Raw genomic sequence first — 15,352 nt, 5'->3', positions numbered from 1 at the left:
CGGGGGCAGGCCGCCGCCGTGTGCTCAGTCGTCGGCTCGCTCGGCCAGGCAGGCCAGGGCACGACGCATGATCGCCTGGGCCATCTCGCGCTTCGGCTGGGGAGCGAGATTCTCCCGCTCCTCCCCCGCGGCGCCGCGCCAGAGCAGCAGGGCGGCGTTGTGATCGCTGCCGAAGCCGAGCCCCTCGCGAGAGACATCGTTGGCGACGATCATGTCGAGCCCCTTGCGAGCCAGTTTGTCGCGGGCATAGCTCGCGACGTCCCGGGTCTCGGCGGCGAAGCCGACCACCAGCGGACGCTGTGGCACCGGCAGTGTGGCCACCGAGGCGATGATGTCGGGGTTCTTGACCAGGCGTAGGGTCAGGGCATCCTCGCCCTCGACCTTCTTGATCTTGTGCTCGGCGGCCGCTTCGGCGCGGTAGTCGGCGACCGCGGCGCAGCCGATAAAGATATCGCTCTGCGGGGCGAGTCGCGCCGTCGCCTCATGCATCTCGAGCGCCGTCTCCACCGCGATTCTCTCCACCCCGGCCGGACAGGGCAGGGTCACCGGGCCGCTGATCAGCTTGACCCGGGCGCCCAGGGCCGCGGCAGCCGTGGCCAGGGCGTAGCCCATCTTGCCGGAGCTGTGGTTGGAGAGGTAGCGCACCGGGTCCAGGGGCTCCCGGGTCGGGCCGGCGGTAATGGTGACGGTCAGGCCGGAGGCCGGCGCGTGATCGGCGGCCTGCGATGAGAGCAGTGACCCGAGGATCGTCTCGGGCTCCAGCATGCGGCCGGGGCCGGTATCGCCGCAGGCCTGATCGCCGCTGTCCGGCCCCAGCAGGCGCCAGCCATCCTCGTCGAGACGGGCGGCATTGCGCCGGGTCGCGGGCTGGCGCCACATGGCCTGGTTCATGGCGGGCGCCATGACCTTCTCGGCATCACTGGCCAGGCACAGGGTGGTGAGCAGGTCGTCGGCCATGCCCGCGGCCAGGCGTGCCATCAGGTCGGCGGTGGCCGGAGCGATCAGAATGGTGTCGGCCCACTTCGCCAGCTCGATATGCCCCATGCCGGCCTCGGCCTCGGGGTCCAGCAGCGAGGTGCGTACGGGCTCACCGGTCAGGGCCTGCAGGGTCAGCGGCGTGATAAAGGCCTGGGCCCCCTCGGTCATGACGACGCGCACCTCGCAGCCCGCCTGCTTGAGCAGACGAGCGAGCAGGGCGCTCTTGTAGGCGGCGATACCGGCACTGATGCCGAGCAGAATGCGGCGGCCTGTGAGTCCGGTTCCGGATGGCGATGACATGGACAGGTTCCCGGCGAGTATCTCAGCCGCCTACCTTACCACTGGCGTCCCACCTTGCGTAGCCGAGCCGATCTCAGGGCTATCGCGGTAACGACAGAGGGTAGTGAAAGGCGCCGGGGATAGGTCGGAGAGGGGGTCCGAGGACCAGGGGTTAGGAGCACTGCTCCGAACGGGCTGGCCATGGGTGGCCAGCACCGGACCTGCAAGCGGAGCGGGACGCGAGAGCGCCGCAGGGCCGAGGTAGCCTACAAGGAGGTACTCGTAGCGCCCTCTCGACGGTCCGGCGCTCCGGGACCTGTCGCCGGAACAGCCTTGAGCGGTGCTGTCAGCTGCGATAGTTCTGGAGCCGATATGACAAGCCGAGCCGGTCCGGCAGGGAAGAGTGACTACACTGAGGGCCAGGTTGAGGGGGGAGGGGCGAGCGATGTCGATCAAGGACTGGCCGGAGGGGGAACGCCCCAGGGAGAAGCTGCTGGCGCTGGGTGCCGAGGTGCTCTCGGATGCCGAGCTGTTGGCGATCTTTCTGCGGGTCGGCGTGCAGGGCCGTTCGGCGGTGGACCTGGCCCGCGACCTGCTGCTGGAGTTCGGCGGCCTGCGCCAGCTGCTGGAGGCCGAGCGCGAGCGCTTCTGTGTGGCGCGGGGCATGGGGGATGCCAAGTATGTCCAGCTTCAGGCCACCCTCGAGCTGTCGCGGCGGCACCTGGCAAGCCAGCTGGCTCGAGGCGAGGCGCTCACCTCGCCGACCCTGGTGCGCGCCTACCTCTCCAGCCAGCTGCGCCACCTGGGGCATGAAGAGTTTGCCGCGCTATTCCTCGATACCCAGCACCGCGTGATCCGCTACGAATCGCTGTTCCGCGGCACCCTGGACAGCGCCTCCGTCTATCCTCGTGAGGTGGCGCGGCGCGCCCTGGAGCTGGGCGCCGGGGCGCTTATCCTCGCGCATAACCACCCATCGGGGGTGGCCGAACCCTCCGATGCCGACCGGCGCATCACCGACCGTCTGCGCGAGGCGCTCGGACTGTTCGAGATCCGCGTGCTGGACCACTTCGTGGTCGGGGATGGCGAGGTCGTCTCCTTCGCCGAGCGAGGGTGGTTGTAGCCTTGCGCGTATTTGGCAGACTCGCTCGCGGCTGATCCGGCGACAGACCTTCGAAGGGGCGCTGTGAATACCTCCGTGTAGGCTACCTCGGCCGTCCCTGGTCCTCGGACCCCCTCTCCGGGCTGTCCCCGGCGCCTCTCGCTTTGCGTCAGTGGGACATGACGCGGGGCGCGACTTGCTCTATAATGTCGCCTCGGCTGCGCATGGCCCCGAGAGACTTGAGCGAAGAGTACGGGGGCTGCCTGCCAAGCACCTGCCCACCGTCAGTCGCCTTTCGCGTCGTACTCGCCGTCGCGGGACAGATCTGTCCTTGCGCTCCGGGCTTGTCCGGTGAGGCGGTCTCTGGTATAAAGTGCAGCCTTTGAATTCCCTTGGGTCAAATGTCACGGGATCTCCCGGTTTGCCCGACAGGTTTTGAACACAACAGGTGATTGACACCTGGCCAGTGGTTGGAGGCTCCCATGTCCAAAGTATGTCAGGTTACCGGCAAGCGCCCGGTGACTGGTAACAACGTTTCACACTCCCAGCGCAAGACCCGCCGCCGGTTCCTGCCGAACCTGCACTCCCACCGTTTCTGGGTGGAGTCCGAGAACCGTTTCGTCAAGCTGCGCGTCTCTTCCAAGGGCATGCGTATCATCGACAAGAAGGGTATCGACGCGGTTCTGGGCGATATCCGCAAGCGCGGCGAAGCCGTCTAAGCGATTCGCTTCTAGCGATCCATACAAGGGGAGCAAGTAGTCATGCGTGACAAGATCAGAATGGTGTCCAGCGCCGGTACCGGCCACTTCTACACCACCGACAAGAACAAGCGGAATACTCCGGACAAGCTGGAGATGAAGAAGTACGATCCGGTTGTTCGCAAGCACGTGATGTACAAGGAAGCCAAGATCAAGTAAGTCTTGATCCTCTTCCGCAGGTGTTCAAGCCTGTCGATCTGAACCCGGCTGATCCCTCAGCCGGGTTCAGGCGTTTCTGAGGAAGCCGTAGAGCCTGTCGCCGATGCCAGAACTCCCCGAAGTCGAGACTACCCGCCGTGGCATCGCCCCGCATGTCGAGGGGCGTGAGATCGGTGAAGTGGTCGTGCGCCAGTCCCGTCTGCGAGTGCCGGTACCGGCCGACCTGGCCGAGCGACTGGTAGGCGCTCGCATCGGCTCGCTGGCCCGTCGTGCCAAGTACCTGCTGTTCCCCCTCGCCGGAGGAGACTCTGCCGGGGCGACCCTGCTATGGCATCTGGGCATGTCGGGCAGTCTGCGCATCGTGCGTCTCGGCGAGCTGCCCAGAAAGCATGACCACCTCGACCTGGTGCTCGATGATGGTGCCATCCTGCGCTATCACGACCCGCGGCGCTTCGGCTTCGTCGATTGGCTGGCCGGCAGCGTTGAAGCGGATTCGCGCCTGAGGCGGCTGGGACCGGAGCCACTTTCGGAGGCCTTCGACGGTGAGCGGCTCTACCGCCTCTCGCGAGGGCGGCGTGTCGCGGTCAAGCCCTTCCTGATGGACAACGCCGTGGTGGTGGGGGTCGGTAATATCTACGCTTCCGAGGCGCTGTTCATGGCCGGCATCGACCCACGTCGCGCCGCCGGGCGGATTTCGGCCGAGCGCTATGCGCGCCTGGCCGCCGCGGCCAAGGAGGTGCTGGCCGCCGCCATTACCCAGGGGGGCACGACCCTGCGAGACTTCGTCGGAGGCACCGGCGAGCCCGGCTACTTCAAGCAGCGGCTCAATGTCTACGGCCGCCATGGCGAGCCCTGCCGGCGCTGTGGCACCGAGCTGCGCCTTATCATCCTCGGGCAGCGGGCCAGTGTCTACTGCCCCCGTTGCCAGACCTGACTTCCCGGAGAGACCCACCATGACCCTGTCCTCACTTCGCCTGAAGAAGAACGCCGACCGCCGCCTGAAGGCCGGCCACCTGTGGCTCTACTCCAACGAGATCGATACCGCGGCGACACCGCTCAAGGGCCTGGAGCCGGGGCAGCAGGTGGTGGTGGAGGCGGCCAATGGCAAGGCCATGGGCGTGGCCTACGTCAACCCCAACTCGCTGATCTGCGCGCGTCTGGTCTCCCGGGATCCACAGCAGAGTCTCGACCGCTCGCTGCTGGTACACCGCCTCAACCAGGCCCTGTCGCTTCGCCAGCAGCTGTTTGCCGCCCCCTACTACCGCCTCGTGCACGGCGAGGGCGATCTGCTACCTGGACTGGTGATCGACCGCTTCGGCGATACGCTGGTGGTGCAGCTCAATACCGCCGGCATGCAGGCGGTGCTGCCCGAGCTCCTCGATGCCCTGGACAAGGTGCTCTCACCCGTGAACGTGGTGCTGCGCAACGACACCTCGGGACGCCGTCAGGAGGGCCTCGAGCGCTCCGTGGAGGTGGTCAAGGGCGACGTGGGTGACCCCGTGCTGCTGGAGGAGAATGGCGTGCGCTTCTCGGCACCGGTGCTGGATGGCCAGAAGACCGGCTGGTTCTATGACCACCGCGTCAACCGCGCCTGGCTCAATCAGTTCGTGGCCGGCAAGCGGGTGCTGGACCTGTTCAGCTATGTTGGCGGCTGGGGCGTACAGGCCGCGGCTCATGGTGCCCGGGAGGTGCTCTGCGTGGATGCCTCGGCCCCGGCGCTGGAGCGGGTGGCCGACAATGCCGCGCTCAATGGCCTGCACGAGCAGGTGTCGGTGGGAGAGGGGGATGCCTTCGACGTTCTGGCGGCTCTCAAGGCGGAGGGCGAGCAGTTCGATGTGGTGATCCTCGACCCGCCCGCCTTCATCAAGAAGCGCAAGGATATCCCCAACGGCGAGCGCGCCTACGGCAAGCTCAATCGTGAGGCGATGCGCCTGCTGGGCCGCGATGGCCTGCTGCTCTCGGCATCGTGCTCCATGCACCTGGCCCCGGAGCGGCTGGTCGACGTGGTGCGTGGAGCGGTGCGTCATCAGGATCGTCATGGCCAGATTCTCTTCCAGGGCCATCAGGGACCGGATCATCCGGTGCATCCGGCGATTCCCGAGACCAGCTACCTGAAGGCGCTGGGGGCGCGGGTCTTCCGTGATTGACAGGGTGGGTGAGTCGGTGCGTGTCTTTGTCCACAGCAATGCGCTGCTGGTCAGCCATGTGTATAACCTGCTCGAAGCGGCGGACATCCCCGCGGAGTTGCGCAATATGACCCTGGGTGGCGGCGCCGGTGAGCTGCCGCTCGGGGAGTGCGAGCCCGAGGTGTGGGTGAAGTCGCATAATCGCGAACGTGCCGACGCCCTGATAGGCGATGCCCTGGCGGGCAGGAGCGATGCCGCGGCCTGGCACTGCCCGGGCTGCGGCGAGACCCTGGAGGGGGTCTTCGAGGCCTGCTGGAAGTGTGGAGCAGGGCGCCCCTGAGGGCGAGGGTGCGAGGGCGGGCCCAGAGCCTGGTCGAACCCTTTGCCACACGCTGCCGCGTGCTCCCGGCTATCGGTCATCGGGGATAGGGGGTAGGGAATAGGGGCGGCGTCTGACCCTGGTCGCCTTGTGGGGGCCTGCGCGTTACCATAGCGACCATTTACGAACCGCAGAGTCCGCTTTCCATGAGTGCAGCTTCCGAGAAGATCCGCGTCCTTACCGGCATTACCACCACCGGCACCCCCCATCTGGGTAACTATGTCGGTGCCATCAAGCCCGCCATCGAGGCGAGCCAGGACCCGGGTGTCCAGTCCTACTACTTCCTGGCCGACCTGCATGCATTGATCAAGTGTCAGGATCCGCGTCGGGTGCAGGAGTCGCGCCTGGAGATCGCCGCCACCTGGATGGCGCTCGGTCTGGACACCGATAACGCCATCTTCTACCGGCAGTCGGACATTCCCGAGATCCCCGAGCTGACCTGGATGCTCACCTGTGTCTGTGCCAAGGGGCTGATGAATCGTGCCCATGCCTACAAGGCGGCGGTAGCCGAGAACGAGGCGGCCGGCAACCAGGACCCCGACAAGGGCATCACCATGGGCCTGTTCGGGTATCCGGTGCTGATGGCCGCCGATATCCTGATGTTCAACGCCAACCGGGTGCCGGTGGGGCGTGATCAGATCCAGCATATCGAGATGGCCCGTGATATGGCGGGTCGCTTCAACCATCTCTACAAGGGGCAGTACTTCACCCTGCCCGAGGCGGTGGTGGACCAGAAGGTCGAGGTGCTGGGTGGTCTGGACGGACGCAAGATGTCCAAGAGCTACAACAACACCATTCCGCTGTTCGTTTCCGAGAAGAAGCTGCAGAAGCTGGTGCGCAAGATCAAGACCAACTCGCTGGAGCCCGGCGAGCCCAAGGATCCGGATACCTGCACCCTGTTCCAGATCTACTCTGCGTTCGCCACGGCCGAGGAGACGGCGGCCATGCGCGAGGAGTATGCCGGTGGCATCGGCTGGGGCGAGGCCAAGAACCGTGTCTTCGAATACCTCAACGACCATCTGCGCGAGCCTCGCGAGCGCTACCAGGCGTTGCTGGAGGATCCGGGGCATATCGAGCAGGTGCTGCTGAAGGGGGCCGAGCGCGCTCGGGCCGAAGCGGCGCCTCTGATGGACCGCCTGCGGCAGGCGGCAGGACTGGGTCGCTTCGTCTGACGCGGCCTCGGCTGCGGTGATAGGACGGGCGCCTGATGGCGCCCGTCATTCGTTCGAGCCTTTAATTACTTTTTGGTATCAATATTTTCTTTTAAATACTTTTACGCGATTTAAGGGGCCCGTTATCCTGACGGATTTGCGGGCACCCTGTCCCGTGATGTCCATCTCCCCGTGATGCTCCTCTGCCTCCGAGTGAACCTGCCATGAGTGAATTCGCCTTGACCCGACCTACGCGACTCTCCCTTCCCGCCGTGGCGGCCGGGGCCCTGCTGCTGGGGGCCCTGGTCGTGGGCACCGTCTTCGGCGCGCGCCTTGGGGGGGTGATGGTGGTTGGCGGCCTGCTGGGCATGGTGCTCTACCATGCGGCCTTCGGCTTTACCGCCGCCTGGCGGGTCTTTATCACCGAGCGGCGAGGCCGTGGCCTGCGCGCGCAGATGGTGATGCTGGCCATCGCGGTGTTGCTGTTCTTCCCGGCACTGGGGGCCGGCAGCCTGTTGGGTCAGCCGGTCTATGGCTTCGTGGCACCCATCGGCGTATCGGTGGTGTTCGGGGCCTTTCTCTTTGGTGTGGGCATGCAGCTGGGGGGTGGCTGTGCCTCCGGCACCCTGTTTACCGCCGGGGGCGGCAATGCGCGCATGATGATCACCCTAGTGTTCTTCATTATCGGCTCGCTGATCGGTACCGCCCACTTCGACTGGTGGCAGAGTCTGCCGGCACTCCAGCCGGTGTCGCTGGTCAAGACCGCGGGCACCGGGGGGGGAATGGCGATCAGCCTGGGGCTGTTTGCGGCCATCGCCGCCTTTACGGTGGTGATGGAGAAGCGCCGGCACGGACAGCTTGAGCGGGCAGCGAAGATCGATGTCGGCAATCGACGCTGGCTTCTCGGTCCCTGGCCACTGCTGGCGGGGGCCGTGGCCCTGGCGCTGCTGAACTTCGCCACCCTGGCCCTGGCCGGCCGCCCCTGGGGCATCACCTCCGCCTTCGCCCTGTGGGGCGCCAAGGGCTTCACGGCACTGGGGGGAGATGTCAGCCAGTGGGGCTACTGGCAGTCCTCGTGGAATGCCGCCGCCCTGGAGGCCACGATCTGGCGTGATATCACCAGCGTCATGAACATCGGCCTGACGCTCGGTGCCTTGATCGCCGCCTCGCTGGCCGGCCGTTTCGCCCCCAGCTTTCGCATTCCCCTGCGCTCGGTGCTGGCTGCCGTGATCGGTGGCATCATGCTCGGCTATGGTGCTCGTCTGGCCTTCGGCTGCAATATCGGCGCCTACTTCAGCGGTATCGCCTCCGGCAGCCTGCACGGCTGGGTGTGGCTGGTGGCGGCCTTCGCCGGCAACATGTTCGGGGTGAAGCTGCGGCCGTTCTTCTTCAAGGCATCGGCCTCATCCATCGCGTCGGTCAAGGGAAGCTGACGGCACCGCAGGCACTTTCGGGGTGGGTTCCATGGGAGGGGGCGGTGGTTGCGTCATGGTGGGCCTCTCTCATCACGTGTGGTGGCCCGAATGGAGTTGGCACTCTGTCATGAGTGTGATTATTCTAAATTAACAATAATGACTCCCGTGGCTAGCGCGCCACTCCAATGAAAGGAACCGACGATGTCGATTCAACGCTGGCTACTGGCTCTCTTCCTGATCCTGTTCGCGGTGACCGCGCAGGCGCGGGACTACTATGTCGATATCACCAATGACACCGGCTACACCATCTACTACCTCTATGTCAGCCCCGGGAAGTCGACCTCCTGGGAGGAGGATGTGCTGGGAGACGAGGTCATGCTCGATGGCGCCTCGCGTCGGGTCACGCTGACCGGGTACAAGAGCCCCTACTTCGACATCAAGCTGGTCGACTCGGACGGCGACTCCTATACCTTCTGGGATGTCGATGTATCGCGTCGCGACCTGGTGGTAACCCTCGACGACCTCGACTGAGGCTCAGTCTGGTCGCCGGGGATTAGCAATCCGGCATCGAGCGCCCCGGTCTTGGCCGGGGCGCTGCCGTTTCGTGCATGGTAGAGTATTCGAGGGGTGCCGACAGGGTGCCCCAGGCCTGTTCCCGTCAACCGATCGAGAGCTGAGATGACCACCGAATCCAAGCGCCCCTTGTATATTCCCTATGCCGGTCCGCCGCTGCTGGAGATGCCGCTGCTCAACAAGGGCAGCGCCTTCAGTCAGGAAGAGCGCATCGAGTTCAACCTGATCGGCCTGTTGCCGCAGTGTGTGGAGACCATCGAGGAGCAGCTGGAACGGGCCTACCGACAGTACCAACAGTGCCAGACCGATCTCGACAAGCATATCTACCTGCGCGCCATCCAGGATGACAACGAGACCCTCTATTATCGACTGGTCTCGGAGCACCTCGAGGAGATGCTGCCCATCATCTATACGCCCACGGTGGGCAAGGCGTGTCAGGAGTTCTCCAATATCTATCGCAACCACCGGGGGCTGTTCATCAGCTATCCCGATCGTGGCCGGATGGATGACATCCTGCGCTCCGCCACCAAGGAGAAGGTCAAGGTGATCGTGGTCACCGATGGTGAGCGCATTCTTGGCCTGGGGGATCAGGGTATCGGGGGCATGGGGATTCCGATCGGCAAGCTGTCGCTGTATACCGCCTGTGGAGGCATCAGCCCCGCCTATACCTTGCCGATCATGCTCGATGTGGGGACCAACAATCAGGCGCTGCTCGATGACCCGATGTACATGGGATGGCGCCACCCGCGGATCTCCCAGGAGGAGTATGACGCCTTCATCGAAGCGTTCATCGTGGCGGTGAAGCGGCGCTGGCCGGGGGTGCTGTTGCAGTTCGAGGACTTTGCCCAGGCCAATGCCGTACCGCTGCTGACGCGCTACCGTGATGAGCTGTGCTGCTTCAACGACGATGTCCAGGGGACCGCCGCGGTGGTGGTAGGCACCCTGATGGCGGCCTGCAAGGCCCGTGGTGAGGGGATCACCCAGCAGCGTGTGGTGTTCGTGGGAGCGGGCTCCGCCGGCTGCGGCATCGCCGAACAGGTGGTGGTGGCCATGCAGGCGGAGGGGCTCTCCGAACGGGAGGCTCGCGACCGTATCTACATGGTCGACCGGGAGGGGCTGGTCACCGACGACCAGGACTGGTTGCGCGATTTCCAGAGCCGTCTGGCCCACGGTGCGGCCCTTACCGAGGGCTGGAATGGCCAGGACTTGGTCGAGACGGTGCGACAGGTCAAGCCGACGGTGCTGATCGGGGTATGCGGGCGGCCGGGCATCTTTACCGAGGAGGTGGTGCGTACCATGCACGCCAGCTGCGAGACGCCGGTCATCATGCCACTCTCCAACCCCACCTCCCAGGCTGAAGCCTTGCCCGAGGATGTGATTCGCTGGACCGATGGGGCGGCGCTGGTCGCGACCGGCAGTCCCTTCGCCCCGGTGGAGTACGAGGGGCGCACCATTCCCATCGCCCAGTGCAACAATGCCTATATCTTCCCGGGGATCGGCCTTGGGGTGATCGCCGCCGAGGCTCGGCGAGTGACCGACGACATGTTGATGGCCGCCTCTCGAGCGCTGGCGCGCGAGGCGCCTATCGTCAAGGAGGGCAAGGGCGCGCTGCTGCCACCGCTGAGCACGATTCGCGAGCTCTCCAAGGCGATCGCCTTCGATGTGGCCGGTCAGGCCCAGGGCGAGGGCATGGCGCTGAAGACCAACGGCATCAAGCTGCGCGAGGCCATCGAGCGCAACAGCTGGAGCCCGGAGTATCGGCGCTATCGTCGCCGCTCCTTCTAGGCCAGCAGCGCCGAATCAAGCGCTCTGAGCCAGGAGGTTGTTCGACATCTGACGCTCGAAACCAATAAGCCCCGCCGGATATTCCGGTGGGGCTTATTGAAGTCTGTTTCAACTGGGGGAAGCTCAAGGCTAATTCGGCGACAGGCCCCGGGGCGCCGGACCGTCGAGGGGGCGCTGTGAACCCGTCCCTGGGCGCCACCGATGCCCTCCCTGGCATAGGACCCCCTCTATGGCCTGTCCCCGACGCCTCTCGCCTAAGTGCTATCAGGCCGAACCGATCATCTTGCGCAGCACATAGTGCAGGATGCCGCCATGGCGGTAGTACTCCAGCTCGTTGGCGGTATCGATGCGGCACAGCGCCTCGATGTTCTTCTCGCCCTTGTCGCTCTTGATGGTCACCTTGACGCTGCTGCCCGGGGTGAGTTCGGAGAGCCCTGCGATGGAGATCTGCTCATCGCCGGTGAGCCCCAGCGACTGGCGACTCTCGCCCTCGGGGAACTGCAGCGGCACCACGCCCATGCCGATCAGGTTGGAGCGGTGGATACGCTCGTAGGACTCGGCCAGTACCGCGCGGACGCCAAGCAGGCGCGTCCCCTTGGCGGCCCAGTCACGACTGGAGCCGGTGCCGTACTCCTTGCCAGCCACCACCACCAGCGGAGTGTTCTCCTGCTGGTACTTCATGGCGGCGTCATAGATCGCCATCTGTTCGCCGGAGGGCACATGGCGTGTCTCGCCGCCCACCACGCCGTCGAGCATCTCGTTCTGGATGCGGACGTTGGCGAAGGTGCCACGCATCATCACTTCATGGTTGCCGCGCCGTGAACCGTAGGAGTTGAAGTCCACCGGCTTGACCCCGTGCTCCTGCAAGTAGCGACCGGCGGGACTGTCTGGCTTGATGGCGCCGGCCGGCGAGATATGGTCGGTAGTCACCGAGTCACCCAGCATGGCCAGGATACGGGCGTCCTTGACGTCCTCCACGACATCGGGTTCTCGCTGCATGCCGTCGAAGAAGGGCGGGTGCTGGATATAGGTGGAGTCCGTCGACCACTGGTAGACCTTGCTCTGGGGCACCTCGATGGCCTTCCAGACCTCGTCGCCGTCGAAGACCTCGGCATACTGCTTGCGGAACATCTCGGTGTTGACCCGCTCCACCGCTTCGGCGATTTCCGCCTGGCTGGGCCAGATATCCTTGAGATAGATCGGCTCACCGTCCTTGCCGGTACCCAGCGGCTCGCGGGTCAGGTCGAGCTGGACGTTGCCGGCCAGGGCATAGGCCACGACCAGGGGCGGTGAAGCGAGCCAGTTGGTCTTGACCAGCGGGTGCACGCGACCCTCGAAGTTGCGGTTACCGGAGAGGACCGAGGCCACGGTGAGGTCGGCCGTATTGATGGCCTGCTCGATGGGCTCCGCCAGGGGACCGGAGTTGCCGATGCAGGTGGTGCAGCCATAGCCCACCAGGTTGAAGCCGAGGGCGTCGAGGTCCTCCTGCACGCCACCGGCGGCCAGGTAGTCGGTGACCACCTTGGAGCCCGGCGCCAGCGAGGTCTTCACCCAGGGTTTGGTGGCTAGCCCCTGCTCGCGGGCCTTGCGGGCCAGCAGGCCGGCAGCCATCATCACGCTGGGGTTGGAGGTGTTGGTACAGGAGGTGATGGCGGCGATCACCACATCGCCCGGGTTGAGCTTGAACTGCTCCCCGTCGAGGTCGACGTCCTGGCTGTCGGCATGCTCGAAGCTGCGCTCCACGCCCACCGCGGTCTGCCCGCCTTCGGAGAACAGGCGGCCCTTCTCCACGGATGCGGCCTGCTTGACGCCCGGCTCGGTGGTTCTGGCCTCCGTGTCGTCCTCGAGCAGCGCCTCGAAGGTCGACTTCATGTCGGAGAGGGCCACGCGATCCTGCGGGCGCTTGGGGCCGGCCAGGCTGGCTTCGACCTCGGTCATGTCCAGCGCCAGGGTGTCGCTGAACACCGGCTCCTCGCCGGGCTCGCGCCACAGACCCTGGGCCTTGCTGTAGGCCTCCACCAGGGCGATCTGAGCATCGTCGCGGCCGGTGAGGCGCATATAGGTCAGCGTCTCGTCGTCTACCGGGAAGAAGCCACAGGTGGCGCCATACTCCGGTGCCATGTTGGCGATGGTGGCGCGGTCGGCCAGTGGCAGGTCCTTGAGGCCGTCACCGTAGAACTCCACGAACTTGCCCACCACGCCGTGATTGCGCAGCATCTGGGTCACCGTGAGCACCAGGTCGGTGGCGGTGATCCCCTCGCGCAGCTTGCCGGTCAACTTGAAACCGACCACCTCGGGAATCAGCATCGAGACCGGCTGACCCAGCATGGCGGCTTCGGCCTCGATACCCCCCACGCCCCAGCCGAGTACGCCGAGGCCGTTGATCATGGTGGTGTGAGAGTCGGTACCCACCAGGGTGTCGGGGTAGGCGAGGGTCTTGCCGTCCTGTTCCCTGGTCCACACCGTTCTGCCCAGATACTCGAGGTTGACCTGGTGACAGATGCCGGTGCCCGGTGGCACCACACGGAAGCTGTCGAAGGCCTCCTGACCCCAGCGCAGGAATTCGTAGCGTTCGCGGTTGCGCTCCATCTCGATGGCCACGTTGTCCTTGAACGCGGAGGGGTTGCCGAACTTGTCCACCATCACCGAGTGGTCGATGACCAGGTCCACCGGGGAGAGCGGGTTGATCCGTGCCGGATCCTCGCCCAGGCGCTCGACGGCCGCACGCATGGAGGCGAGGTCTACGACCCCCGGCACGCCGGTGAAGTCCTGCATCAACACACGGGCCGGCCGGTAGCCGATTTCGCGGTCGGAGCGTCCCTCCTGCTGCCAGTCCACCAGTGCCTGCATGTCCTCTCGGGACACGCTCTCGTCATCGGCAAAGCGCAACTGGTTCTCGAACAGGATCTTGAGGGTCTTGGGCAGGCGCTCGATGCTTCCCAGCGCCTCGGCTGCCTTGGACAGGCTGTAGTAGTGGTAGGTCCGGCCTGCGGCCTCGAGGCTCTGCAGAGTATCGGAAAAAGAGTCGGTGCTCATCGAAATCCTCCCGTCGGAGTGTGAACGAACCTTCCTGGTACGCCTTAATGTATATGGTCATGATAGGCAGGCTTTTCAACTGCTGCCCGGAGGTGCTTGAAATGTTCGCCGGGTGTCGCCATCTCATTTCATCTGTGTCAGCGTTGCTCAAGCGCCGGAAAGTCATGCGCTAACCCATGCTTTCATGACAGGCCGAGCACGGCCGGGGAGTCCCCATGCATGAAGAGGCACTGACCCCGCGGCGGGTGCGTTGTCCCTACTGCGATGCCCCCTTCGATCTGCTGCTGGATGCCTCCCAGGGCAGCCAGATCACCTGGGAGGATTGCCACGTCTGCTGTGCGCCTATCCAGGTACGCATCGAGGCCGACCCCGGCGATCCCGAGGTGCTGACGGTGGTGCTGGGCCGCGACGACGAGGTGCTCTAGCGACGCGCGACAGGGCTGCCTCGATCGGGGCACACCGACCCTAGGAGGCGGCGTGGCTGTTACAATGACGCCACTCTATTTCGAACGTTACTGCACGAGGTCTTTCCATGAGCGATGTGCGTCATGAGCGCCTGATCATTCTCGGTTCCGGTCCGGCGGGGTATACCGCCGCCGTCTATGCGGCCCGCGCCAACCTCAAGCCGCTGCTGATCACCGGCATGCAGGCGGGAGGGCAGCTGACCACCACCACCGATGTGGACAACTGGCCCGGCGATGATGCCGGCGTACAGGGACCCGAGCTGATGGAGCGCATGAAGCGCCACGCCGAACGCTTCGATACCGAGGTGCTGTTCGACCATATCCACGAGGTGGAGCTGCGTGAGCGCCCCTTCGCCCTGAAGGGCGACAACGGCACCTATACCTGCGACGCACTGATCATCGCCACCGGCGCCAGCGCCCGCTATCTGGGGCTGGAGTCCGAGCAGAAGCTGATGGGCCAGGGCGTGTCGGCCTGTGCTACCTGCGATGGCTTCTTCTACCGCAACCAGGAGGTGGTCGTGGTCGGTGGCGGCAATACCGCCGTGGAGGAGGCCCTGTATCTGGCCAATATCGCCTCGAAGGTTACCCTGGTGCACCGTCGTGACAGCCTGCGTGCCGAGAAGATCCTTCAGGACAAGCTGTTCCAGAAGGCCGAGGAGGGCAAGGTGGTGCTGGAGTGGAACCACACCCTGGAGGAGGTGCTGGGCGACAACAGCGGCGTGACCGGTGTGCGCCTGGCCTCCACCACGACCGGCGAGACCAAGGAGCTCGCGGCACCGGGCGTGTTTATCGCCATCGGCCACAGCCCCAATACCGGCATCTTCGAGGGGCAGCTGGAGATGAATGGTGGTTACATCAAGGTCAAGTCAGGCCTCGAGGGCAACGCCACCGCCACCAGCGTGCCGGGCGTGTTCGCCGCCGGCGACGTGATGGACCATGTCTACCGCCAGGCGGTCACCTCCGCCGGCAGCGGCTGCATGGCGGCGCTCGACGCCGAGCGCTACCTCGACGAATTAAGTTAGTAGCCGGAAGAGCGTCGCTTCGCTCCAGGAAGCTGGAAGAAAAGGCTTACCCCAGTGTTGGTGGAGGCATGCTGTTTTCCGGCTTCCGGCTTCCGGCTTCCGGCTTCCGGCTTCCGGCTTCCGGCTTC

14 protein-coding genes are annotated in these 15,352 nt (G+C 65.2%); 12 read left to right on the top strand and 2 right to left on the bottom strand.

The genetic code is table 11. The annotated features are described in order from the left end of the window. Nucleotides 1–24 precede the first annotated feature (24 nt). Nucleotides 25–1,278: a bifunctional phosphopantothenoylcysteine decarboxylase/phosphopantothenate--cysteine ligase CoaBC gene (gene coaBC / locus IOC61_RS05375; RefSeq protein ID WP_195687851.1), complete on the bottom strand. Its 1,254-nt coding sequence runs from the start codon at nt 1,276–1,278 to the stop codon at nt 25–27. Between the two features lie 424 nt (nt 1,279–1,702). Here coaBC and radC point away from each other — a divergent pair, with 424 nt between their 5' ends. The 10 genes from radC to IOC61_RS05325 all read left to right on the top strand — a co-directional run bounded on the left by radC (nt 1,703) and on the right by IOC61_RS05325 (nt 10,702). Next, nucleotides 1,703–2,377 carry a RadC family protein gene (gene radC / locus IOC61_RS05370; RefSeq protein ID WP_195687850.1) on the top strand — a complete coding sequence of 225 codons (675 nt, stop codon included), beginning with the start codon at nt 1,703–1,705 and terminating at the stop codon, nt 2,375–2,377. A 461-nt stretch (nt 2,378–2,838) separates the two neighbouring features. Continuing rightward, nucleotides 2,839–3,075 (top strand): 50S ribosomal protein L28, encoded by a 237-nt coding sequence (gene rpmB, locus IOC61_RS05365; protein WP_132042892.1) that lies wholly within the window; start codon nt 2,839–2,841, stop codon nt 3,073–3,075. A 42-nt stretch (nt 3,076–3,117) separates the two neighbouring features. Next, nucleotides 3,118–3,273, top strand: coding sequence for a 50S ribosomal protein L33 (rpmG, locus tag IOC61_RS05360; RefSeq protein WP_097790452.1), 156 nt, complete (start codon nt 3,118–3,120; stop codon nt 3,271–3,273). Between the two features lie 103 nt (nt 3,274–3,376). Further along, nucleotides 3,377–4,207 (top strand): bifunctional DNA-formamidopyrimidine glycosylase/DNA-(apurinic or apyrimidinic site) lyase, encoded by an 831-nt coding sequence (gene mutM, locus IOC61_RS05355; RefSeq protein WP_195687849.1) that lies wholly within the window; start codon nt 3,377–3,379, stop codon nt 4,205–4,207. 19 nt (nt 4,208–4,226) lie between these two features. Next, on the top strand, nt 4,227–5,420 hold the full coding sequence (locus IOC61_RS05350) for a class I SAM-dependent rRNA methyltransferase (protein WP_195687848.1): 1,194 nt from the start codon (nt 4,227–4,229) through the stop codon (nt 5,418–5,420). Then, nucleotides 5,413–5,739 carry a putative signal transducing protein gene (locus IOC61_RS05345; protein WP_324254689.1) on the top strand — a complete coding sequence of 109 codons (327 nt, stop codon included), beginning with the start codon at nt 5,413–5,415 and terminating at the stop codon, nt 5,737–5,739. Before IOC61_RS05350 ends, IOC61_RS05345 begins: the two co-directional genes overlap by 8 nt. 185 nt (nt 5,740–5,924) lie before the next feature. Continuing rightward, nucleotides 5,925–6,950, top strand: a complete 1,026-nt coding sequence (gene trpS, locus IOC61_RS05340) for a tryptophan--tRNA ligase (RefSeq protein ID WP_195687847.1) — start codon at nt 5,925–5,927, stop codon at nt 6,948–6,950. A gap of 203 nt (nt 6,951–7,153) precedes the next feature. Then, nucleotides 7,154–8,362 carry a YeeE/YedE family protein gene (locus tag IOC61_RS05335; protein ID WP_195687846.1) on the top strand — a complete coding sequence of 403 codons (1,209 nt, stop codon included), beginning with the start codon at nt 7,154–7,156 and terminating at the stop codon, nt 8,360–8,362. Between the two features lie 183 nt (nt 8,363–8,545). Beyond that, on the top strand, nt 8,546–8,875 hold the full coding sequence (locus tag IOC61_RS05330) for a hypothetical protein (RefSeq protein ID WP_195687845.1): 330 nt from the start codon (nt 8,546–8,548) through the stop codon (nt 8,873–8,875). Nucleotides 8,876–9,022: 147 nt separating this feature from the next. Beyond that, a complete protein-coding gene (locus IOC61_RS05325; RefSeq protein ID WP_195687844.1) occupies nt 9,023–10,702 on the top strand; it encodes an NAD-dependent malic enzyme in 1,680 nt (559 codons plus the stop codon). A gap of 264 nt (nt 10,703–10,966) precedes the next feature. Here the strand turns inward: IOC61_RS05325 and acnA are convergent, their stop codons facing one another. After that, on the bottom strand, nt 10,967–13,738 hold the full coding sequence (gene acnA, locus IOC61_RS05320; RefSeq protein ID WP_195687843.1) for an aconitate hydratase AcnA: 2,772 nt from the start codon (nt 13,736–13,738) through the stop codon (nt 10,967–10,969). Nucleotides 13,739–13,953: 215 nt separating this feature from the next. On the opposite strand from acnA, the gene IOC61_RS05315 reads away from it, so the two are divergent. Next, nucleotides 13,954–14,163 (top strand): CPXCG motif-containing cysteine-rich protein, encoded by a 210-nt coding sequence (locus IOC61_RS05315; RefSeq protein WP_132042877.1) that lies wholly within the window; start codon nt 13,954–13,956, stop codon nt 14,161–14,163. Between the two features lie 107 nt (nt 14,164–14,270). Further along, a complete protein-coding gene (gene trxB, locus IOC61_RS05310) occupies nt 14,271–15,224 on the top strand; it encodes a thioredoxin-disulfide reductase (protein ID WP_195687842.1) in 954 nt (317 codons plus the stop codon). The last annotated feature ends 128 nt before the right edge of the window (nt 15,225–15,352 follow it).

The organism is Halomonas sp. KAO, assembly GCF_015595025.1.
Lineage (GTDB): Bacteria > Pseudomonadota > Gammaproteobacteria > Pseudomonadales > Halomonadaceae > Halomonas.
Note: the sequence above shows the minus strand (reverse complement) of the source record. Positions and strands in the feature narration are given on the sequence as shown.